Here is a 15511-nt window from a genome sequence, read left to right as displayed (position 1 = left end):
TTTCGGCAGGCTTAATGGCGCACTTATCCACGACAGTTTCGTGGCGGCAAGCCATTGTTCCAAGCCATGCGATGAATGGTGCGCAGCGCACGACAGGGCCGGAACCGCGATGGCGCCCGCTCCTCGACCACAGTCCGGCGTTCGTCGAAACCCGGCTTGCCTATCGCCGGATGGGCTTGACTGCGCCGCTTCATGCGGCAGTCTGGCGGTCAAGCACAGACCCAAGGGGACTTTCATGACCGACACCGCCCACCGCCGCGCCGCGCGCGCGGCCTTTGCTGCCTTGCTGCTCTCAACATCAGGCATCGCCACTGCACAGAGCGTGCAAAGCGCGCAGATCGTCCAGCCGGGCGCGCCGGGGCAGGCCAGCAAGACTTTGACCGCCGATCAGGCGACCAAGCTGGCGCAGGCGAGCTACACCACTGCCGATGTCATCTTCATGCAGCACATGATCGTCCACCACCAACAGGCGCTCGACATGGCGGTGCTGGTCAAGGATCGCACCAACACCGAAGACCTGCTGACCATCGCGGGCCGGATCGAATCGAGCCAGGCGGACGAGATCACCTTCATGAAAACCTGGCTGGGCGAACGCGGAGAGCCCGTCGAAGACCCGATGATGAAGGGTCACGGCGAACATATGCACCACATGATGAAGGGCATGGCGAGCCCCGAACAGATGCAGGCCCTGGGCGCTGCCAAGGGCGTTGAATTCGACCGCCAGTTTCTGACTCTGATGATCGCGCATCATGATGGCGCGGTGGATATGGTCGACAAGCTGCTCGACGAAGACGGCACCGCCGCCGATCCGGTGCTTTTCCAGTTCGTCGGCGATATCGACAGCGAGCAGACCGCCGAGATCAAGCGGATGGACAAGCTGCTGGCCGGCCTGTCGGGCGATCCGCGCACGGGCCTTGCCGCCGGATTCGACAATGCGGGCGAAGCGATCATGGGCCTCACCAAGGTTGCCAGCCTGCCCAAGCCCGCCGGCTTCTTCAACCCGGCCAACCCGGCCGGATTGCGCCCAGCGGTGCCGCCCAAGAAGGACGAGGGTGCAAAGGAAGAAGCCTCGCCTGAAGCGGCCCCCGCTGCGGTTGCTGCTGCAACGCCTGAAGGCGAAGCTGCCGCCACGCCGCCGCGTGAGGAAGAAGACCTCACGCAGTTCGCCGAACGCTCCCCGTTGCTCGATTTCGCCAACACCGACATGGCCTTCTTCGATGATGTACTGGTCACCGGTTCGTATCACGGGTTCAATATCTACAAGCTGGGTGCAAACGGCGTGCCCGACCTGATGAGTTCAGTCGTCTGTCCCGGCGGGCAGGGCGATGTCTCGGTGGTCGGCAACATCCTAGTCATGAGCGTGGAACAGACCCGCGGCCGGGTCGATTGCGGGCTGGAAGGCACGGCGGGCAAGGTCAACGAAGACCGGTTCCGCGGGCTTCGCATCTTCGACATCTCCGACCTCGCGCGTCCGGTGCAGGTCGGCGGGGTGCAGACCTGCCGTGGCAGCCACACGCACTCGGTCGTCAGCGCCGATGCCGACCGGATCGTGGTCTACAATTCGGGCACGGCGGGCATCCGTGACAAAGACGAGCTGGCCGGCTGCATCGGCGGCATTGCCGGTGACACCCGCACTGCGCTGTTTTCCATCGACGTGATCGAAATCCCCGTGGCCAACCCCGCGCAGGCGCGCATCCTCAGCAGTCCGCGCGTGTTTGCCGACGAAGCCACCGGCTCGATCGCAGGCCTGTGGACCGGCGGCGATCACGGGGACGGCACGCAGCGCACCGCGCCGACCGATCAGTGCCACGACATTACCGTGTTCCCGTCGCTCAAGCTGGCGGCGGGCGCGTGTTCGGGCAATGGCATCCTGCTCGACATTGCCGATCCGCTGAACCCCAAGCGGATCGACGCCGTCACTGACACCACCTTTGCCTATTGGCATTCGGCCACGTTCAACAATGATGGCACCAAGGTGATCTTCACCGACGAATGGGGCGGCGGCAGCCGTCCGCGCTGCAAGGCGTCCGACCCGATGACCTGGGGCGCCAACGCGGTCTATGATATCGTTGACGGCAAGCTGGTGTTCCGCGCCCACTACAAGATGCCTGCCCCGCAGAGCGACAAGGAAAACTGCGTCGCGCACAACGGCTCAATCATCCCGGTGCCAGGCCGCGATCTGTTTGCGCAGGCGTGGTATCAGGGCGGCCTTAGCGTGATGGATTTCACCGACAGCGCCAACCCGGTCGAGATCGCCTATTTCGATCGCGGGCCGATCGACACCAAGCAGATGGTGCTGGGCGGTTACTGGTCGGTCTATTGGTACAACGGCCATATCTACGGCACCGAAATCAGCCGCGGCATCGACGTGTTCACGCTAGAGCCGAGCGAGCATCTGACTGTGGCCGAGATCGCAGCGGCCAATGCAGCGCAGTACCAGGATGATCGCTTCAACCCGCAGACCCAGACCCGCGTAACCTGGGACGAGGCTGTGATCGCAGCGGCCGAAGCCAGCCGTAACGGCGGATAGGCGAAATCTAGGCCGCAGCCGGCCCCGCCCATTCGGCGGCGCGCTGGCTGCGGCTGACCCGCAAGGTCTGCGGACCGGCGCGGTGCGTAAAGCCATCCGTTGCCGGATTGTCCCACTGGCCGGGCGTCATCGGATTGCCCTGGGGGTTGTGCCATTGCCCGCCATCCGGAAAGGCGGTGAAGGCGGCGAGGTTGTGCGAACGCTGCGCCGATAACGCGGCGACATGATTTTCCAGCGCCCTATCACGCGCAGCCCAGTCGATCGGCAAATCCTGACAATAGGCATTGTTGTTGCCGCCTTGGCTGCGGCCGCATTCGTCGCCTGCGGTCAGCATGATCGTGCCGGTCGAGGCGAACAGCGTGCCCAGCAGCGCGCGCATATCGGCAGCGCGGCGGGCGCGGATTTGCGGATCGTCGGTCGGCCCTTCGGTGCCGCCATTCCACGAATGGTTTTCGCCGTGTCCATCACGATTATCCTCACCATTGGCGTGGTTGTGGCGCTGTTCGTAGGCGACCGTGTCGGCCAGCGTGAACCCGTCATGCGCAGCGAGGAAATTGACGCTGCGGCAATCCTTGCCGAACAGGTCGGATGATCCCGCGATGCGCGTCGCCAGCGCGCCCACTGTGCCATCCCCGCGCCAGAAGCGGCGGACATCGTCGCGGTAACGGTCGTTCCATTCGAGCCAGTTGGGCGGGAAGTTGCCCAGTTGGTAGCCGCCGGGGCCGATATCCCACGGCTCGGCAATCATCACCCGGTCGGCCAAGCGCGGATGCGCGGCGAGTTCGGCGAAAATCGGCGCGTGCGGATCAAAGCCGGGGCCGCGCGCGATCACCGGGGCAAGATCGAAGCGGAAGCCGTCGATGCCGCACGCCTGCACGAAGTGGCCCAGCGTATCGATCATCAGGCGGCGCACGTGGGGGTTGGCGAAATCGAGCGTGTTGCCGCAGCCGCTATCATTGATCAACGTGCCGTCCGGCGCGCAGGCATAGGCGGCAGGGTCCAGCCCGCGCAGGGACAGCGTGCCGCCGTGAATGTCGCTTTCGCCCGTGTGATTGAACACCAGGTCGAGGATCACGCCGATTCCCGCCTCATGCAGCGCCGCCACTGTCTCACGCAGTTCGGCCACCCCGCCGGGGCACAGGCCGGGATCGAGCGCCATCATCGCGACCGGATTATAGCCCCAGTGGTTCGCCAGCCCGAGCGGCGGCAGATGACGTTCGTCGATCCAGGCGATGATCGGCATCAGTTCGATGGCGTTGACGTGGAGCTTTCGGAGGTGCGCGATCACTGCGGGGTGCGCGAGCGCGGCGATGGTGCCGCGTTGCTTGGGCGGGACATCGGGGTGGCGTTTGGTAAAGCCAGCGACGTTCAGCTCATAGATCAGCCCCCCGCGCTGAAATTGCGGCGCATGATGCGGCACGCCGGGCAGCGGCGCTGGCACGATGGCGCGCGGCACGATGTCGGCGGTATCCGCGCCATATTGCGCCAGCCGTGGATGCTGGACGAAGCGGCGGTCGAGTTCCCGCGCATAGGGATCAACCAGCAGCTTGGCCGGGTCGAACCACAGATTGCGCTCGGGTTCGTAGGCGCCGTGAGCGCGATAGCCGTAACACATGCCGGCGCGGTCGCCGGGCAGTTCCGCCACCCATGTGTCGCCCTGCCGCCTCATTGGATGGCGCGTTTCAGCCGCGCCATCGAACAGGCACAATTCCAGCATCTCGGCCAGCGGCGCGCGCACGGCAAAGCGAGTGACACCGCCCGCAATGTGTGCGCCTAGCCGTTCGCTCACGTCACCACATCGGGCGCGGTGCGGCCAGTGTGGCGGGCGATCCCGGCGATGGCTTCGGCGGCGCTGATCAGGTCGGCGAGCATCGCGGGGGTTTCCTCGCCCAGCCGGCCATCGGGGGCTTCATACCGTTCGAGATAGACCCGCAGTGTCGCCCCTTGCGTCCCCGTGCCCGACAAGCGGAACACGATCCGCGACCCGCAGGTGAACATCACCCGTATGCCCTGCTTGTGGCTTTGTGACCCATCGACCGGATCGACATAGGCAAACTGGTCAGCGTCGGCGACAGTCAACGACCCCAACACGCGACCCGGCAGGCCCGCAAGCGCGCCCTCCAGCGCCGCCATCAGCGCCGACGCCGCTTCGGTGTCTATCGCCTCGTAATCGTGGCGCGCGTAGTAATTGCGCCCGAACCGCGCCCAGTGTTCCTGCGCGAGTTGTATGACGGGCTTGCCGGTCACAGCCAGAATGTTGAGCCACAGCAGCACCGCCCACAGCCCGTCTTTCTCGCGCACGTGATCGCTGCCGGTTCCGGCGCTTTCTTCGCCGCAGATCGTGGCTTTTCCGGCATCGAGCAGCGTACCAAAGAACTTCCAGCCCGTCGGTGTCTCCCACGCCGGGATGCCGAGCGCTGCGGCCACCTTGTCCGCCGCCGTGCTGGTCGGCATCGAACGGGCAATGCCTTTGAGGCCGCCTGCATAGGCTGGCGCCAGATGCGCGTTGGCCGCCAGCATGGCGAGCGAATCGGATGGCGTGATGAAAACGTGTCTGCCGATGATGAGATTGCGATCCCCGTCCCCGTCTGACGCCGCGCCGATGGTGGGGGCATCGGCCGACATCATCAGATCATGCAGCACCGCCGCATGAACCAGATTGGGATCGGGGTGGTGGCCGCCGAAGTCCTCCAGCGGCACGCCGTTTCGCACGGTGCCCGCAGGAAAGCCCAGGCGCCGCTCGAGAATCTCCACGCCGTAAGGCCCCGTGACCGCGTGCATCGCATCGAAAGCCATGGTCAGCGCGCCGCTTGCCACCGCGGCACGGATCGCATCGAAATCGAACAGCGCCGCCATCAGATCGGCATAGTCGGCGACCGGATCGATCACTTCGACCACCATGTCGCCCACGTGGCTGGTGCCGATGCGGTCGAGATCCACGTCGCCGTCCACCATCATCCAGCGGTCGATCACATGCGTGCGGGCATAGATCGCCTCGGTCACGGCCTCGGGCGCGGGGCCGCCATTGGCGATGTTGTACTTGATGCCGAAATCCTCGTCCGGCCCGCCGGGATTGTGGCTGGCCGACAGAATCAGGCCGCCGCTTGCCCCATATTTGCGGATCACGTGGCTGGCCGCAGGTGTCGAGAGGATACCGCCCTGCCCCACCAACACGCGGGCATAGCCATTGGCCGCCGCCATCTCAATCGCGCGGGCAATCACGGCGCGATTGTGGAACCGCCCGTCCCCGCCGATCACCAGGGTCGAGCCCTCGGGCCGTTCGGCCACGTCGAACACCGACTGGATGAAGTTTTCGGCATAGTCGGGCTGCTGGAACACCCGCACTTTCTTGCGCAGGCCCGATGTGCCGGGCTTCTGCCCGTCAAACGGCGTGGTGGCGACAGTGGTGATCATGCGCGTTCCCAAATTATTTGGCCTCAAGCAATTGGCGATAAAGCGCGGCGTAGGCAGCGCCGCTCGTGCCCCACGAAAAATCCGCGGCCATCCCGTTTTTCTGGAGCCGCTTCCAGACCGCGCCTTGCGCATACAAATCAACCGTGCGGCTCAGCGCCATGGTCAGCGCGCCGTGGCTCACCGCGTTCATCTGGATACCGGTGGCTACCCTTGCGGCGAGCGCGGCGTGGTTGGCGTCAATCACGGTATCGGCCAGCCCGCCGGTGCGGGAGACCACGGGGACGCAACCATAGGCGAGGCCATAAAGCTGAGTCAGCCCACACGGTTCAAACCGGCTCGGGATCAGAATGGCATCGCCGCCGCCCTGCAGGCCATGCGCGGCAGGCTCGTCATAGCCGATCCGCACGCCGATGCGGCCCGGATGGCGCCCGGCGGCGTCGCAGAACTGCTGTTCGATGGCGGCGTCGCCTGCGCCCAGCAGCGCCAAGCGCCCGCCGATGCCGACCAGATGATCAAGCGTGCCCGCCAGCACATCCATGCCCTTTTGCCACGTCAACCGGCTGATGACGACGAACAGCGGGCCATCGCTGCGGTCCAGCCCGAAGGCCTGCTCCACCGCCCGCTTGTTCTTGGCCCGCACCGCGAGCTTTCCGGCGGTATAGCTGGCGGCGAGATGCAGATCGGTGGCGGGGTTCCATTCGCCCACGTCGATCCCGTTAAGGATGCCGTGCACGCTGGCTGCACGCGCCTGGACCAACCCCTCCAGACCCATCCCGAACGCCGCGTCGCGGATTTCGCCGGCATAGGTCGGGCTGACCGTCGTGATCGCATCGGCCAACTGCATCCCGGCCTTCAGGAAGCCAACGCCGCCATAGGCTTCCACCCCGTCAACCGTCCACGCCGCAGTTGGCAGGCCCAGATGCGGGAAGATGTCGGCGGGGTAGTATCCCTGAAACGCCATGTTGTGGATGGTGATGACACTCGGCACGGGCTGCCCGCCCGCCACCGGCGCGAGCTTCAGATAGGCGGGGACGAGGCCCGCCTGCCAGTCATGCGCGTGGGCCACATCAAAGCGCTGGCCCTTGACCGCCCCGCCCGCAATATCGGCAGCGGCGCGGGCCAAGGCGGCGAAGCGGCGCCAATTGTCGTCCCAGTCGCGGCCTGCGGCATCGGCGTAAGGCCCGCCTTCGCGCGCGAACAGCGCCGGCGCATCCAGCACCAGCAGATTGCGCTCGCCCAGCTTGCCCGCCAGCAGCCGCGCCTTTTCGCCCAGCAGCGCGTCCCATGTGTGGATCGCTCTCGCTTTGCCAAGCGCCTGCATCACCGCCGGGTAGCCGGGTAGGAACGTCGTCACGTCCACCCCCTGCACCGCCAACGCCGCCGGCAAGGCGCCCACCACATCGGCCAGCCCGCCGGTCTTGATCAGCCCCGCTGCCTCCGACGCGACCGACAGAACTTTCATCGTCATGGGGCCAGGCGCGCCATCATGTCGCGGGTGACGAGCACCACGCCCTTGTCCGAAACCCGAAACCGCTGCGCATCCAGTACCGGGTCTTCGCCGATCACCGTGCCTTCGGGGATACGCACGCCCGAATCGATGATCACCCGCCCCAACCGCGCCCCGCGCCCGATGTTGCAATAGGGCAGGATCACCGCCTCGCTGACACTGGAATAGCTGCCGATCTTGACCCCGGTGAATAGGAGGCTGCGGCGCACTTCGCTTCCCGATATGATGCAATCGCCCGATACCAGCGATGACACGGCAGACCCGCGCCGGCCGTCTTCGTCATGCACGAACTTGGCGGGGGCCGCGACGATGGAATCGGTCCAGATCGGCCAGTCGCGATCATACAGGTTGAGTTTGGGCACGGTGTCCGTCAGGTCGAGATTGGCTTCGAAATAGGCATCCAGCGTGCCGACATCGCGCCAATATTCCTCGATTTCCTCGGCTGCGCGAATGCAGCTGTTGGTAAACCGATGGGCAACCGCTTTGCCATGGCTGACGATGTAGGGGATGATATCGCCGCCAAAATCGCGGCCCGACGCCGGATCATCGGCGTCCCTGAGGAGCTGTTCAAACAGGAAATCGGTGTTGAAGACGTAGATCCCCATCGATGCCAGCGCCATGCCTTCATCGCCCGGAATGCCCGGCGGGTCTGCCGGCTTTTCAACGAAGGCGGTGATGGTGTCCGCGCTATCCACAGCCATCACGCCAAAGCCCGTGGCCTCCATGCGCGGCACGACCAGGCACCCCACGGTCACATCCGCGCCGGAATTGACGTGCTGTTGCAGCATCAATTCGTAGTCCATCTTGTAGATGTGATCGCCCGCCAGGATCACCATGTAGCGCGGCGCGTGGGCGGCAATGATGTCGATGTTCTGGAACACCGCGTCGGCGGTGCCTTCGTACCACTGGTTTTCCGATACGCGCTGGCTGGCGGGCAGGATGTCGAAGCTTTCGTTGCGTTCGGGGCGCATGAAGTTCCAGCCGCGCTGCATGTGGCGGATCAGCGAGTGCGCCTTGTACTGCGTCGCCACGCCAATGCGGCGGATGCCCGAATTGATCGCATTCGACAGCGCAAAATCGATGATGCGCGATTTGCCGCCGAAATAGACCGCGGGCTTGGCGCGCCGGTCGGTCAGTTCCATCAAGCGGCTGCCGGGCCCGCCGGCCAGCACATAGGCCATCGCATCGCGCGCCAGTGGCCGGCCTGAAGTTCTCTCGATCATCCCACTCTCTCCCGTGGTTTTTGTTCTCGTGTCTTATCCGTCGTACCGCAGCATGATCGTGGCCAGCGGCGGCAGCACGATCTGCGCCGCGCTACCTTCCGCAATGACACGGCCCAGGTTGCCCTTGCCACTGCCGTCGTAAATCGCCGCATCGCTGTTCAGCACTTCGGCCCAAACCCCGTCATGGGGAAGCGGCACGCGGTAAGCCTCGTGCACCGCAGGGGTCATGTTCGCAATCACCGCCACCGGCGCTTCGCCGGGTGCCTTGCGTGCCCAAGCGAACACCGAATTGTCAGCATCATCGGCGATCAGCCATTGAAACCCCTCGGCCTCGCAATCGCGGGCGTGGAGCGCGGGGGTTTCACGGTAGAGGCGGTTGAGATCGCGGATCAGGTCCGCAACACCCTTGTGCGCGGGCGCATCCAGCAGGTCCCAATCCAGCGCACGCTCCTCGCTCCATTCGCGACGCTGGGCGAATTCCTGCCCCATGAACAACAGCTTCTTGCCGGGATAGCCCCACATCATCGCGTAATAGGCGCGCAGGTTTGCGAATTGCTGCCAGTCATCGCCGCTCATCTTGGCGATCAGGCTGCCCTTGCCATGCACGACCTCGTCATGACTCAGCGGCAGGACGAAATTTTCGCTGAAGGCATAGACGAGGCCAAAGGTGATCTCGTCATGGTGGTGTTTGCGGTGGATCGGATCACGCGCCATATATTGCAGCGTGTCGTGCATGAAGCCCATGTTCCATTTGAAGCCAAAGCCCAGCGCACTGCGTGGCCCTTCGTCAAAAGCGGGCCGGGAGACACCGGGCCATGAGGTCGATTCCTCGGCAATCGTCATCACGCCCGTGTGGCTGCCGTAGAGTGCGCGGTTGGTGGCGCGCAGGAAATCGACCGCCTCCCAGTTCTCCCGCCCGCCATCGGCATTGGGGATCCATTCGCCCGCTTTGCGCGAGTAATCGCGATACAGCATCGAGGCGACCGCATCCACACGCAACCCGTCGACGTGATATTGCTCAGCCCAGAACAGCGCATTGTTGACGAGGAACGAGCGCACTTCTTTGCGCCCGAAATTGTAGATCGCGGTGTTCCAGTCGGGGTGGAAGCCCAGGCGCGGGTCTTCGTGTTCGTAGAGCGCGGTGCCGTCGAAGCGGGCAAGGCCGTGTTCGTCCACGGGAAAATGCGCGGGCACCCAGTCGATCAGCACGCCCACGCCGGCGCGGTGCGCGCCATCGACCAGCCTCGCAAAGCCTTCCACATCACCGAACCGGGCGGACGGCGCATAAAGCCCGGTGGTCTGGTAACCCCAGCTAGGGTCAAAGGGATGCTCGGACACCGGCAGGAATTCGATGTGGGTAAAGCCCAAATCCAGGACATAGGGGATCAGGCGGGCGGCCATGTCATCCCAGGTCAGGAACCAGCCATTGTCGTCCCGCTGCCATGATCCGGGATGGACTTCGTAGATCGATATGGCCTCGCGCCGGGGATCAACGCTGGCCCAGTGGGCGCGGTGGGCGTCATCGCCCCAGTCGCGCTTGCCGGGCTGTGCCACGATGCTGGCGGTCTTGGGCCGCAATTCGCTGGCAAAAGCGAAGGGATCGGCTTTCAGCGGCTGCACCGTGCCGTCCGGGCCGGTGATGCGGTACTTGTAGGCGGTGCCTGCGCCGATGTCGGGAATGAAGATTTCCCACACGCCGATGTCGGTCCGGCGGCGCAGCATGTGCGCGGCATCGTTCCAGCCATTGAAATCGCCCACCACCGTCACGGCGAGCGCATTGGGTGCCCAGACCGCGAAGTGCACACCGTCCGCGCCCTCGTGATGGATCAGATGCGCGCCCAGCTTGTCGAACAGGCGCAGGTGGGTGCCTTCGGCAATCAGGAAATCATCCATGGGCCCGAGCACCGGGCCGAAGGCGTAGGGATCGGTCACCCACCACTCGCTCCCTGCCCCGCGGCAGCGATAGCGGATCGGTTTCGGCTTGCCGCGAAGTGTGCCTTCGAACAGCGGGCCATCGATGCGCGCCATTGCGCCCAGCCGCCCGCCCTTGAGCGAAAATGCCTCGGCTTCCTCGGCCCCGGGCAGGATGGCGCGGGCGAAAGTGCCTTCAGGCCCTTCATGCGGGCCAAGCAGCGAAAACGGATCGGCGTGCGCCCCTTCGAGCAAGGCTGCGATGGCGCTTGCCGAGGGTTTCACATCACGCCCCAGATGTCGCGGGCATATTCGCGGATGGTGCGGTCGGATGAAAACCAGCCGACATTGGCGATGTTCATGATCGCCGATTCGCGCCACGCCGTGCGGTCGCGCCAACGCGCATCCACAGCGCGCTGGGCGGCGGCATAGGCATCGAAATCGGCGGCCACCATGAACCAGTCGGAATCATACAGCGCATCCATCAGCCCGCGATAGCGCGCCGGTTCGTCCGGGCTGAACACCCCGTTGGCGATGGAGTTGACCGCCTGCGCCAGTTCACGGCTGCCTTCGATCACCGCGCGCGGGTTGTAGCCGTCGGCACGCTTGGCCGCGACCTCTTCCGCCGTCATTCCGAAGATCACGATATGCTCGTGGCCCACGTGCTCCATGATCTCGATATTCGCACCGTCGAGCGTGCCGATGGTGAGCGCGCCGTTGAAGGCGAACTTCATGTTGCCGGTGCCCGAGGCTTCCATCCCCGCAGTGGAAATCTGTTCGGACAGATCGGCTGCCGGAATGATCCGCTCGGCCAGGCTGACATTGTAATTGGGGACGAACACCACCTTCAACAGCTCACCCACGGAAGGATCGCCATTGATCCTTTTGGCGATGTCATTGGCGAGTTTGATGATGAGCTTGGCGTTGTGATAGGTCGGCGCGGCTTTGCCGCCGAAAATCTTGACGCGCGGCACCCAGTCACGTTCGGGATGGCTGCGGATCTGGTCATACAGCGCCACCGTCTCGATCAGATTGAGCAGCTGGCGTTTGTATTCGTGGATGCGCTTGATCTGCACATCGAACAGCGCATCGGGATCAAGCCGCAGGCCGGTCAATTCACGCAAGGTGCTGGCAAGATCGACCTTGTTGGCGCGTTTTACCTCGTCCACCCGCTCGGCAAAGGGGGCGTCCTTGGCAAAGGCGGATAGAGCACAAAGCGCCTCGGCATCGGCCATGAACCCGTCACCGATCGCCTCGCGCACCAGCCCGGTCAGGCGCGGGTTCGCCTGGTGCAGCCAACGGCGCGGGGTGACGCCGTTGGTCTTGTTGTTGATGCGGTCAGGATAGAGCTTGTGGAGATTGGCGAACACCGTCTGCTTCATCAGATCGGTATGCAGCGCGGCGACGCCGTTGACGCTATGCGCGCCCACGAAGGCAAGGTTCGCCATCCGAACGCGCCGCTCGCCATGTTCGTCGATCAGCGAGATTGCGGCGATCGCCCCGTCGTCCAGCCCCGCCTTGCGCGCTTCGCGCAGCACCTTGGCGTTGATCGCATAAACGATCTGCATGTGGCGCGGCAGCAGCCGTTCAAACAGCGGCAGCGGCCAGCTTTCCAGCGCTTCGGGCAGCAGAGTGTGGTTGGTGTAGCCGATCGTGGCACGGGTGATGTCCCACGCCTCATCAAACACCAGCCCGTGCTGGTCCATCAGCAACCGCATCAATTCCGCCACCGCGACCGACGGGTGGGTGTCGTTCAGCTGGATCGCCGCCTTGTCCGGCAAGGTCCGAATATCGCCATAATACTGCACATGGCGGCGCACGATGTCCTGAATGCTGGCGCTGGAGAAGAAGAACTCCTGCCGCAGCCGCAATTCCTGCCCCGACGGGGTGGAATCCGCCGGGTACAACACCCGCACCAGACTATCGGCCCGCACCTGACCCGCGAGCGCGCCGGCATGATCGCCGGCGTTGAAGGCATCAAGCTGGATCGGGTCCATCGCATTGGCGGTCCACAGCCGCAAGGTGTTGACCCGTTTGCCCTGCCAGCCGACCACCGGGGTATCGACCGCCGTCGCCTCGATCTTTTCGCCTGGAGACCAACGGATTTTCCCGCCCTCGTTGCTGACCTCGCCGCCGAAGCCGACGAGGTAGGCGCTTTCGCGCCGCTCGAACTCCCAGGGGTTGCCATGCGCGAGCCAGGTTTCGGGCAGCTCGACCTGCCAGCCATCGTCGATGCGCTGGCGGAACATGCCGTTGATGTAACGGATGCCGTAGCCAAAGGCAGGAATGTCGAGACTGGCGAGGCTTTCCATAAAACAGGCCGCCAGCCGCCCGAGCCCGCCATTGCCGAGCGCGGCATCCGGTTCGAGCTCTTCCACGCGCGCCAGATCAAGCCCGTGGGTCCGCAGCGCCGCTTCCATTTCGCGGGTGCAGCCAAGGTTCGACAGCGCATCGCGCAGCAGGCGTCCGATCAGGAATTCGAGGCTGAGGTAGTACACCCGCTTGGCCCCGGCCTCATGCGCGCGGCTCGTAGAGGCGAACCAATTGTCGATGATGTCATCGCGCAGGGCGAGGACCGCGGCGTTGTACCAGTCATGCGGCTTGGCCGCGCGCTCGTTCTTGCCGACGCGGTGGCGCAACGCGCCCACGATGCGGGCGTCAAACTCCCCTGATTTGCCGTTCGGGCCCATTGTCACGCGGCGCACACTCCTTGCTGATGCCCTCAAAAGGCCGAGGTTGCCGGAATAGCCTGCGCGCTATTGCTCCCCCCGATGAGATACCACATTAATCCGGTGCGCAGCCTTGCAGCAATCGCCAAGGTGACGCCACAATCGTATTCATGGCCGTATTCATGACCCGCTGCGCTAAGTGAACGGTCGAGTGCAGAAGGAGGCGGCGATGGAGCAACTGCATGCGCTGGCACAGGCCTGCGGCATGGCCCGTGAATGGACTGATGTTGAAGGCACCCGCCAGATCGTTGCCGATGACGCGCTCGCTGCAGTGCTGTCGGCCTTGGGCCATGCAGCGGGCAGCGAAGCCCAGATTGCGCGAAGTCTAGCCGCCGTTGAAGCGCGCAGCCGCGAAATGCCTCCCATGCTTGTTGCCGATTGCGGGGCGCGCATCACCCTGCCGATCGCTGCACACCGTGCCGAGGCGACCGGTGAAAATGGTGTCACGCGCCCGCTCGCAATCGACGGTTGCTCGCTGACGGCACCCGCTGACCCCGGCTATTATGATCTCGTGCTGGATGGCCACGCCGTGCGATTGGCGGTTGCGCCGCCCACGTGCCCCTTGCCCGATGCGACGGATCGCCGTCCGTGGGGCGTGTCGCTGCAAATCCCCGCGCTGCGAGGTAAGCGGCCTTCGCCCTTCGGCGGTTTCGGGGAACTGGCCGAAGCTGCGCAGGCCTTTGGCGCGGCGGGCGCCGATGCGCTGGCGATCAACCCGGTGCACGCGCTGTTTGCAGGGCATGGCGAGGGATACAGCCCCTATTCGCCCTCCAGCCGCCTGTTTCTCAACGGCGCGCTGGCCGATCCGGCGCTGGCGGGCCTGCCGCCGCTGGCGCCCGACGCGGGCGGGCCGCTGATCGACTGGGCCGGCGCCCTGCCGCGCCGCCAAGCTGAATTGCGGCTTGTGTTCGATGCGCTCAGCCCTGCGAATCGCGCGGCAATGACCACCACCGATGATGCCATGCTGCGCCGTCACGCGCTGTTTGACGCGCTCGATTGTCACTTCCGCCCCACCGGCGCGCATGGCTGGCGTGATTGGCCCGCTGCGTTTCACGACCCGGCAGGCCCAGCCGCCACCCGCTTTGCCGCCGATCACGCCGAGGAAGTCGCCTTCCACCTGTTTGTCCAGTGGCTCGCGCGTGAGGGGCTGGCCGCGTCACAAGCCACCGCGAAGGGCGCAGGGATGGCCATCGGCCTGATCGCGGACCTCGCCGTGGGCGTCGATCCGAGCGGAAGCGATGCCTGGTCGCTGCGCCATGCGATGCTGGATGGCCTGACGATTGGTGCGCCGCCCGACCCTTTGGGCCCACAGGGACAGAACTGGTCGATCACCGGCTTTTCGCCCGAAGGCCTGCGCGCCGCAGCCTACGCACCGTGGATCGCGATGATCCGCGCAGGGCTGGCGGCGGGCGGGGGGCTGCGCATCGACCACGCCTTCGGTCTTGCGCGGCTTTGGGTCATCCCCGCAGGCGGCGCGACGCAGGACGGGGCCTACCTTACCTATCCGTTCGATGATCTCGTCCGCCTCGCCACATTGGAAGCGCACCGTGCAGGCGGGCTGGTGATCGCCGAGGATCTCGGCACCGCGCCGCATGGCTTCACTGAGGCGGTGACGCAGCGCCAGATGCTGGGGATGCGGGTCTTGTGGTTTGAGCGCGCCGCTGATCACGGCTTCATCGGCGCGCGCGATTATGCCCCGCTCAGCGTCGCGATGAGCGGGACGCACGACACCGTGACCATTGCCGGATGGTGGCGAGGGCGCGATCTGGAGTGGGCGGAGCGGCTCGGCCGCCTGCCCGAAGACACCACCCGCGAACAGGCCGAGGCGATCCGCGAATGGGACCGCGGCTTGCTGTGGTCGACGCTGAACCACGAAGCGCCCCGCCCCGCACCAGACGCGGCGGCCCCGGTGGTCGATGCCGCGATGGCTCACATTGCCGCTACACCGTCGGCGCTCGCGCTGGTATCACTGGAGGATATGCTGGCACTGGAAGATCAGCCCAATTTGCCTGGCACCGTGGACGTGCATCCCAACTGGCGCCGCCGCCACAATGCGCCGACAGACACATTGCTGGGGGATGCCGATGTCACGCGGCGCTGCGCGATCCTTGGCGGGACGGGGGCCTGACCAGCCTGATCCTGCTGTTTGTCGAATGCAGGCCACGTATCAGCGCATGGGCCGTAACTTATTGCCCCT

8 protein-coding genes are annotated in these 15511 nt (G+C 65.1%); 2 read left to right on the top strand and 6 right to left on the bottom strand.

The window, feature by feature from the left end:
* Positions 1–235 precede the first annotated feature (235 nt).
* Entirely contained in the window at positions 236–2530 is a 2295-nt protein-coding gene (locus tag ACRANW_RS03230; protein ID WP_479433123.1) for a DUF305 domain-containing protein, read from the top strand.
* 7 nt (positions 2531–2537) lie between these two features.
* Here the strand turns inward: ACRANW_RS03230 and glgX are convergent, their stop codons facing one another.
* Genes glgX through ACRANW_RS03200 form a run of 6 tightly spaced genes read right to left on the bottom strand, consistent with a single transcriptional unit; the run spans position 2538 to position 13275 of the window.
* Positions 2538–4319, bottom strand: coding sequence for a glycogen debranching protein GlgX (gene glgX, locus ACRANW_RS03225; protein WP_479433122.1), 1782 nt, complete (start codon positions 4317–4319; stop codon positions 2538–2540).
* Positions 4316–5944 carry an alpha-D-glucose phosphate-specific phosphoglucomutase gene (locus ACRANW_RS03220; protein ID WP_479433121.1) on the bottom strand — a complete coding sequence of 543 codons (1629 nt, stop codon included), beginning with the start codon at positions 5942–5944 and terminating at the stop codon, positions 4316–4318. Before ACRANW_RS03220 ends, glgX begins: the two co-directional genes overlap by 4 nt.
* A gap of 13 nt (positions 5945–5957) precedes the next feature.
* Positions 5958–7412, bottom strand: coding sequence for a glycogen synthase GlgA (glgA, locus tag ACRANW_RS03215; protein WP_479433120.1), 1455 nt, complete (start codon positions 7410–7412; stop codon positions 5958–5960).
* On the bottom strand, positions 7409–8674 hold the full coding sequence (glgC, locus tag ACRANW_RS03210) for a glucose-1-phosphate adenylyltransferase (protein WP_479433119.1): 1266 nt from the start codon (positions 8672–8674) through the stop codon (positions 7409–7411). The genes glgA and glgC overlap by 4 nt, the downstream gene beginning before the upstream one ends.
* A gap of 33 nt (positions 8675–8707) precedes the next feature.
* On the bottom strand, positions 8708–10870 hold the full coding sequence (gene glgB, locus ACRANW_RS03205) for a 1,4-alpha-glucan branching protein GlgB (protein WP_479433118.1): 2163 nt from the start codon (positions 10868–10870) through the stop codon (positions 8708–8710).
* Complete coding sequence (locus ACRANW_RS03200; protein WP_479433999.1) at positions 10867–13275, bottom strand: glycogen/starch/alpha-glucan phosphorylase; 2409 nt, start codon at positions 13273–13275, stop codon at positions 10867–10869. Before ACRANW_RS03200 ends, glgB begins: the two co-directional genes overlap by 4 nt.
* 208 nt (positions 13276–13483) lie before the next feature.
* Here ACRANW_RS03200 and malQ point away from each other — a divergent pair, with 208 nt between their 5' ends.
* Positions 13484–15442: a 4-alpha-glucanotransferase gene (malQ, locus tag ACRANW_RS03195; RefSeq protein ID WP_479433117.1), complete on the top strand. Its 1959-nt coding sequence runs from the start codon at positions 13484–13486 to the stop codon at positions 15440–15442.
* Positions 15443–15511: the final 69 nt, after the last annotated feature.

The sequence above is a fragment of the Erythrobacter sp. 'gip.4 top 5' genome (genome assembly GCF_056495765.1).
Note: the sequence above shows the minus strand (reverse complement) of the source record. Positions and strands in the feature narration are given on the sequence as shown.

Bases quoted from the DNA above. Each gene is read 5' to 3' on its own strand.
- ACRANW_RS03230 (WP_479433123.1), top strand. From the start codon at position 236: ATGACCGACACCGCCCACCGCCGCGCCGCGCGCGCGGCCTTTGCTGCC.
- ACRANW_RS03220 (WP_479433121.1), bottom strand. From the start codon at position 5,944: ATGATCACCACTGTCGCCACCACGCCGTTTGACGGGCAGAAGCCCGGC.
- glgA (WP_479433120.1), bottom strand. From the start codon at position 7,412: ATGACGATGAAAGTTCTGTCGGTCGCGTCGGAGGCAGCGGGGCTGATC.
- glgC (WP_479433119.1), bottom strand. From the start codon at position 8,674: ATGATCGAGAGAACTTCAGGCCGGCCACTGGCGCGCGATGCGATGGCC.
- ACRANW_RS03200 (WP_479433999.1), bottom strand. From the start codon at position 13,275: ATGGGCCCGAACGGCAAATCAGGGGAGTTTGACGCCCGCATCGTGGGC.
- malQ (WP_479433117.1), top strand. From the start codon at position 13,484: ATGGAGCAACTGCATGCGCTGGCACAGGCCTGCGGCATGGCCCGTGAA.